A 7,068-nucleotide genomic window follows, 5' to 3' on the forward strand; every position below is an offset into this window, starting at 1 on the left:
GAGCAAGCTGACACATCTTTTGGATGGGCAGATTGCTTCTGGTTCTTCTGATGCTGTTACGGGTGGGCAGCTCTATTCATTGAATGATCAACTTGTAACCTATTTGGGTGGTACATCTGAGAATGGGATCTGGAAAGCTCCTAGTTTAACAGTTAATACCATTAAAGAGGATGGTAGCACTGAGGAACAGAGCTATGCTAATGTTGCAGCTGCTTTAACGGGAGTTGGTAGTTCTTTCACGAATATGCAGGAAAGCATTACTAAGGAGGTTGTTAAGCAGATTAGTAATGAAGTTAGCAATGTGAAAGGTGAAAGTCTTGTTAAGCAAGATGCTGGAACGCATGTTATCAATATTGGTAAAGAAGTAGAAGGCAATACAATTAATATTGCGAATAGCCAAGATGAGCTACGCATTCTTTCTGGCGTAAAAGCAGGAGCGCTTTCAGAAGCATCCATGGAAGCTGTTAATGGTTCGCAGCTTTATTTTATGAGTAAACAGTTTGCGGAATATTTTGGCGGCGGTGCTGGATATAAAAATGGAGAATGGGTTGCACCAAACTTCAAGGTTATACAATTTAGTTCTAATGGTACAGTGGTTGAAACGAAAGACTATAATAATGTCTCTGGTGCTTTTGGCGCTGTTAACGAGAGTTTATCAAATATCAATGACCGTATTCGTGATGTCGAAAATAACGCCGCGTCAAATGTTTTCAATTGGAATGAGGCTGATGCAGTTTATGATGTTAGTCACAAGGGGCAGGATAGTCAGATTACCCATGTAGCGGATGGCGAAGTGAAAAAAGATTCGACAGATGCTATAAATGGAGGTCAGCTTTGGGAAACGAATGAGAGGGTTACTGAAGTTGAAAACAAGGTAAACAGCATTGATAAGCAAGTGCAAAGTATTGTTGGAGTTTCAGATGTTGTTGTTGCATATGATAAAAATGATGATGGAACGAAAAAGAATAGCATTACCTTGATGGGTGGAAATGAAAGTTCTCCTGTGTTGATAGACCATGTTGCAGATGGTAAAATTGAGAAAGGGTCTGAGGAAGCAGTGAATGGAGGTCAGTTATATGATTACGAGGAGCGCACTGCACAAAAGATGGGGCTTATTCTTGATGATGCTAAGAAGTACGTAGATGAACGCTTAGAAAATGTCATCATGGATGGTGTTTTAAATGATGCTCAGGCTTACACTGATATGAAATTTGAGGCGTTAACTTATGGCATTGAAGGTGTCCGGAAGGAGGCAAGACAAGCAGCAGCTATTGGTTTGGCAGTGTCAAATTTACGTTACTATGATATACCTGGATCTTTAAGCCTTTCATTTGGTACGGGGCTATGGCGCAGCCAATCGGCTTTTGCTATTGGTGCAGGCTATACATCTGAAAATGGAAATGTTCGTTCTAATTTATCTATAACTAGTGCTGGAGGCCATTGGGGAACAGGTGCTGGAATTACTCTGAGACTAAAATGATAATGAAAAAAACTGATATCGTTATAAAAAAGCGAAGTATTTCATGAGTATCCTTTTCGTCCTTTCTTTATTAGGAAAGGGCGAAAGCCTTGCCGATGAAAACAATAATATTTACACGGTGCATCCTCCGCAATTATCTGTTCCTAAGGGAGAGCCTGGTGAAATACGTAGAATTGTTACGCAATTGGCTCCGGAGTCAACTGAGAAAGCAAAAGTCTAAAAAAGGGGAGAAACGATGCATATAAAACGAAGAAATACGACAAAGCTGAATTCATGACACCATACTTAAATTAAAATAACACCTTAACAAAGAATACAAATTTAAAAGCAACAAAAAATTCTTATAAACACAACAGCTTATGCTTTATCTAACACTTAAAACAAAACCTCTTTAAAATGAGCAACAATAAAAGTAACTGAGACTATGGCGAATAAAACACTCTTAGCACTTACACCACAGAAACCTATTTTCAAGTTTGTGCAACAAAAAACACACATTAAATCATCAAAACCTAGACGTGTTCTTCTCGGTTGACACACTCCCCAGCTTCTTCGTTTAGGTTTCATTACAGAAGGTACACACAAAACATATACAAAAAACCAAACAACGTCACTAACTGCCACCACCTCAGAGCTTACGAGCCACTGACTAGCACTGAAATGTGTTTTTTTTGTGTTTTTTGAATACGTTTTAAAGTTTTTTTATTGGAGAATTTATTATGAAAAAGTTGTACAACACACGAATAGTCAGTGATTTGAGGTCTTCTTGTTCTTCTTTTGTTAATGTATTTTTGTTGACCGAAATGGTTGTGTTGTTATCAAGTGTTTCGCCTACTTCCGCTTCAAATCTTGCAATAATGGGAGATAAGGTTTTAAGTGCAAGCTCTACAGCTGCTGATGCTTCATTGTTGAACTATGATGGCGCCAGTCAGGGCAGTATTGTTTTGAGTGGTAGCTATAATTTTTGTGGTGCGGATGAAGTTATTGGTCGTGGAACAGCTGTAGATAAAACTTCTGGAGTAAATGCAATAACTTCAGAAGAAGAATATCAGAGATTTTTCGAACAAAGAGGAACTTTTTATAGTAAAAATACCAAGCAGCAAATTTATTCTAGTGAAAGACCTTTAAGTACTCTTGAAAATGCTTTGCCTGAGGCTTTTGGTGTTTATTCTTTTGCTACGGGCTGTGGGTCTTATGCAGCCGGGAACTATTCAACAGCATTTGGTGCAAATGCAACTGCACTTACTGGGGGCTCTCAAGCTTTTGGTGTCGCTTCGCTTGCAAGTGGGAGGGTGTCCATTGCTATGGGTGTGGGGGCGGAGTCTTCGGGAGATTCTGGGCTCGCTTTTGGTGGGCTTGCGGCTGCAAGGGGTAGTCATAGTATAGCTTTGGGTACACGTGCTATAGCTCAAGGAGAGAGCTCTATTGCGATAGGTGGTAGTGGTGTGGATACCGAGATAACAGCAGCTACAGGGTTAAGATCAGTTGCAATCGGTTATAAGTCCTCTAGTTCAGGAAATTCTTCAGTTGCTTTCGGTTCAGATGTGCAAGTCCTTGCCGAAGGGGGTGCTGCTGTAGGTTCTGGATCTGTATCCCAGACAGCAGGTGGTATTTCTGGTTATGATCCTAAAGAGGATGCTGCGTCAAAAGATGCTACTGTAGCATGGAAAAGTACTACAGGGGTCTTTTCTGTTGGTGATTCAGCTGGGGTAATGCGACAGATTGCAGGAGTGGCTGCTGGTACTCGAGATACTGATGCAGTAAATGTTGCACAGTTAAAATCTATGAGAGAATTTGTAATGCAAGGGTGGAAGTTTTCTACTAACAAAGGGGAAAAGAATGTTACGACAGTTCCATTATCTGCTACAGTAGATTTTTCGCCTACAAATGCAAATTTAAAAGTTGAAAAAGTTGCAGATGGCAGCGGAATCACATTTGATTTGGCGAAGAGCATTACGCTAGATCATATGGATGTAAGAGGAATTGTTTCTGTAGATTCGACGGCTCTGATAATTACTGATGGTCCCCAAATAACAGCCGCTGGTATTAATGCTGGAAATAAACAGATTACGAATGTTGAAAGGGGTACGCAAGATACTGATGCAGTGAATTTTGTGCAGCTAAAGGAAATAGAACAACAAATAGAGGATGCTGATTTCGTTCAACAAGATATTGTGAGCAAACATCTCACGATTGGTGCACAAACAGATGGCGATGAAATTAATATCCTCAATAAGGATAAAAATAAGCGTACCCTTTCTGGACTAAAGGATGGTGTAGTTTCTGTAAATTCAAGTGAAGCGGTAACTGGCTCGCAGCTTTTCTCTTTAAAACAGGATTTAGGAACTGTATCCGGTGGCGTAGAAACAACAGCTGCGAATATATTAAAGTTCTTTGGAGGTGGTGCTACATATGAAGATGGCACATGGACTGCTCCAACATTTACGCTTAAAGCGGTTAAAGAAGATGGTAGCACTGAGGAACAGAGCTATGACAATGTTGCAGCTGCTTTAACGGGAGTTGGTAGTTCTTTCACGAATATGCAGGAAAGCATTACTAAGGAGGTTGTCAAGCAGATTAGTGATGAGATTGGCAATGTGAAAGGTGACAGTCTTGTTAAGCAAGATGCTGGAACGCATGTTATCAATATTGGTAAAGAAGTAGAAGGCAATACCATTAATATTGCGAATAACCAAGGTGAGTTACGCATCCTTTCGGGTTTGCAGGCAGGTGAGGCAGAGAATGATGCTGTTAATAAAGGTCAGCTTGAAGCAAGTATCAAAACTGTAAATAATAATTTCACGAATGTGTTGGGTGAGATTAATCAAAACATAGATAAGATTACTAAAACAGTTCAAGGTAATACCTTATTGTGGGACACGACTGAAAATGCGTTTGTTGCTGATCATGGAGTGAGTGGTTCCAAGAGTAAGAGCAAGCTGACACATCTTTTGGATGGAGAAATTGCTTCTGGTTCTTCTGATGCTGTTACGGGTGGGCAGCTCTATTCATTGAATGATCAACTTGTAACCTATTTGGGCGGTACATCTGAGAATGGGGTCTGGAAAGCTCCTAGTTTAACAGTTAATACCATTAAAGAGGATGGTAGCACTGAGGAAAAGAGCTATGCTAATGTTGCAGCTGCTTTAACGGGAGTTGGTAGTTCTTTCACGAATATGCAGGAAAGCCTTTCCAGCGCGGTTAATCAAAAGATTAAGGATGAGATTGGCAATGTGAGAGGTGACAGTCTTGTTAAGCAAGATGCTGGAACGCATGTTATCAATATTGGTAAAGAAGTAGAAGGCAATACCATTAATATTGCGAATAACCAAGGTGAGTTACGCATCCTTTCCGGTTTGCAGGCAGGTACTTCAGAGAATGATGCTGTTAATAAAGGTCAGCTTGATGCAAGTATCGAGACTGTACAAAATGATTTAAAGAAAGAATCCGATAAGCTTAGTGAGAGCGTAGAAAGCATTACTAAAACAGTTCAAGGTGATAGCTTATTGTGGAGCACAACTGAAAATGCATTTGTTGCTGATCATGGAGCGAGTGGTTCCAAGAGTAAGAGCAAGCTGACACATCTTTTGGATGGAGAAATTGCTTCTGGTTCTTCTGATGCTGTTACGGGTGGGCAGCTCTATTCATTGAATGATCAACTTGTAACCTATTTGGGTGGTACATCTGAGAATGGGATCTGGAAAGCTCCTAGTTTAACAGTTAATACCATTAAAGAGGATGGTAGCACTGAGGAAAAGAGCTATGACAATGTTGCAGCTGCTTTAACGGGAGTTGGTAGTTCTTTCACGAATATGCAGGAAAACATTACTAAGGAGGTTTCCAAGCAGATTAGTGATGAAGTTAGCAATGTGAAAGGTGAAAGTCTTGTTAAGCAAGATGCTGAAACGCATGTTATCAATATTGGTAAAGAAGTAGAAGGCAATACAATTAATATTGCGAATAGCAAAAATAGGCTACGTATTCTTTCCGGTGTGAAGGCAGGTGAGGCAGAGAGTGATGCTGTTAATAAAGGTCAGCTTGAAGCAAGTATCAAAACTGTAAATGATAATTTCACGAATGTGTTGGGTGAGATTAATCAAAACATAGATAAGGTTACTAAAGAAGTTCAAGGTGATACCTTATTGTGGGACACGACTGAAAATGCGTTTGTTGCTGATCATGGAGTGAGTGGTTCCAAGAGTAAGAGCAAGCTGACACATCTTTTGGATGGGCAGATTGCTTCTGGTTCTTCTGATGCTGTTACGGGTGGGCAGCTCTATTCATTGAATGATCAACTTGTAACCTATTTGGGTGGTACATCTGAGAATGGGATCTGGAAAGCTCCTAGTTTAACAGTTAATACCATTAAAGAGGATGGTAGCACTGAGGAAAAGAGCTATGACAATGTTGCAGCTGCTTTAACGGGAGTTGGTAGTTCTTTCACGAATATGCAGGAAAGCATTACTAAGGAGGTTGTTAAGCAGATTAGTAATGAAGTTAGCAATGTGAAAGGTGAAAGTCTTGTTAAGCAAGATGCTGGAACGCATGTTATCAATATTGGTAAAGAAGTAGAAGGCAATACCATTAATATTGCGAATAGAAAAGATGAGCTACGCATTCTTTCCGGTGTGAAGGCAGGTATTTCAGAGAGTGATGCTGTTAATAAAGGTCAGCTTGATGCAAGTATCGAGACTGTACAAAATGATTTAAAGAAAGAATCCGATAAGCTTAGTGAGAGCGTAGAAAGCATTACTAAAACAGTTCAAGGTGATAGCTTATTGTGGAGCACAACTGAAAATGCATTTGTTGCTGATCATGGAGCGAGTGGTTCCAAGAGTAAGAGCAAGCTGACACATCTTTTGGATGGAGAAATTGCTTCTGGTTCTTCTGATGCTGTTACGGGTGGGCAGCTCTATTCATTGAATGATCAACTTGTAACCTATTTGGGTGGTGATACATCTGAGAATGGGGTCTGGAAAGCTCCTAGTTTAACAGTTAATACCATTAAAGAGGATGGTAGCACTGAGGAACAGAGCTATGCTAATGTTGCAGCTGCTTTAACGGGAGTTGGTAGTTCTTTCACGAATATGCAGGAAAGCATTACTAAGGAGGTTTCCAAGCAGATTAGTGATGAGATTGGCAATGTGAAAGGTGAAAGTCTTGTTAAGCAAGATGCTGGAACGCATGTTATCAATATTGGTAAAGAAGTAGAAGGCAATACAATTAATATTGCGAATAGCAAAAAGGACCTACGCATCCTTTCCGGTGTGAAGGCAGGTGAGGCAGAGAGTGATGCTGTTAATAAAGGTCAGCTTGAAGCAAGTATCAAAACTGTAAATGATAATTTCACGAATGTGTTGGGTGAGATTAATCAAAACATAGATAAGGTTACTAAAGAAGTTCAAGGTGATACCTTATTGTGGGACACGACTGAAAATGCGTTTGTTGCTGATCATGGAGTGAGTGGTTCCAAGAGTAAGAGCAAGCTGACACATCTTTTGGATGGGCAGATTGCTTCTGGTTCTTCTGATGCTGTTACGGGTGGGCAGCTCTATTCATTGAATGATCAACTTGTAACCTATTTGGGT

The 7,068-nt window shown here is 40.2% G+C and carries 1 protein-coding gene and 2 pseudogenes; all 3 read left to right on the forward strand.

Annotation, left to right across the window (positions count from 1 at the left end; genetic code table 11):
- Window positions 1-1,480: Vomp family autotransporter (locus WCP76_RS06465; protein ID WP_336294856.1), on the forward strand; the 1,480-nt coding region annotated here is incomplete at its 5' end.
- A pseudogene (locus WCP76_RS06470) lies at window positions 1,477-1,664 on the forward strand (invasion associated locus B family protein); the annotation flags it as partial. The gene WCP76_RS06465 and the pseudogene WCP76_RS06470, both read left to right, overlap by 4 nt.
- Before the next feature lie 535 nt (window positions 1,665-2,199).
- A pseudogene (locus WCP76_RS06475) lies at window positions 2,200-7,068 on the forward strand (hypothetical protein); the annotation flags it as partial.

The sequence above is a fragment of the Bartonella vaga genome (assembly GCF_037070895.1).
GTDB lineage: Bacteria > Pseudomonadota > Alphaproteobacteria > Rhizobiales > Rhizobiaceae > Bartonella.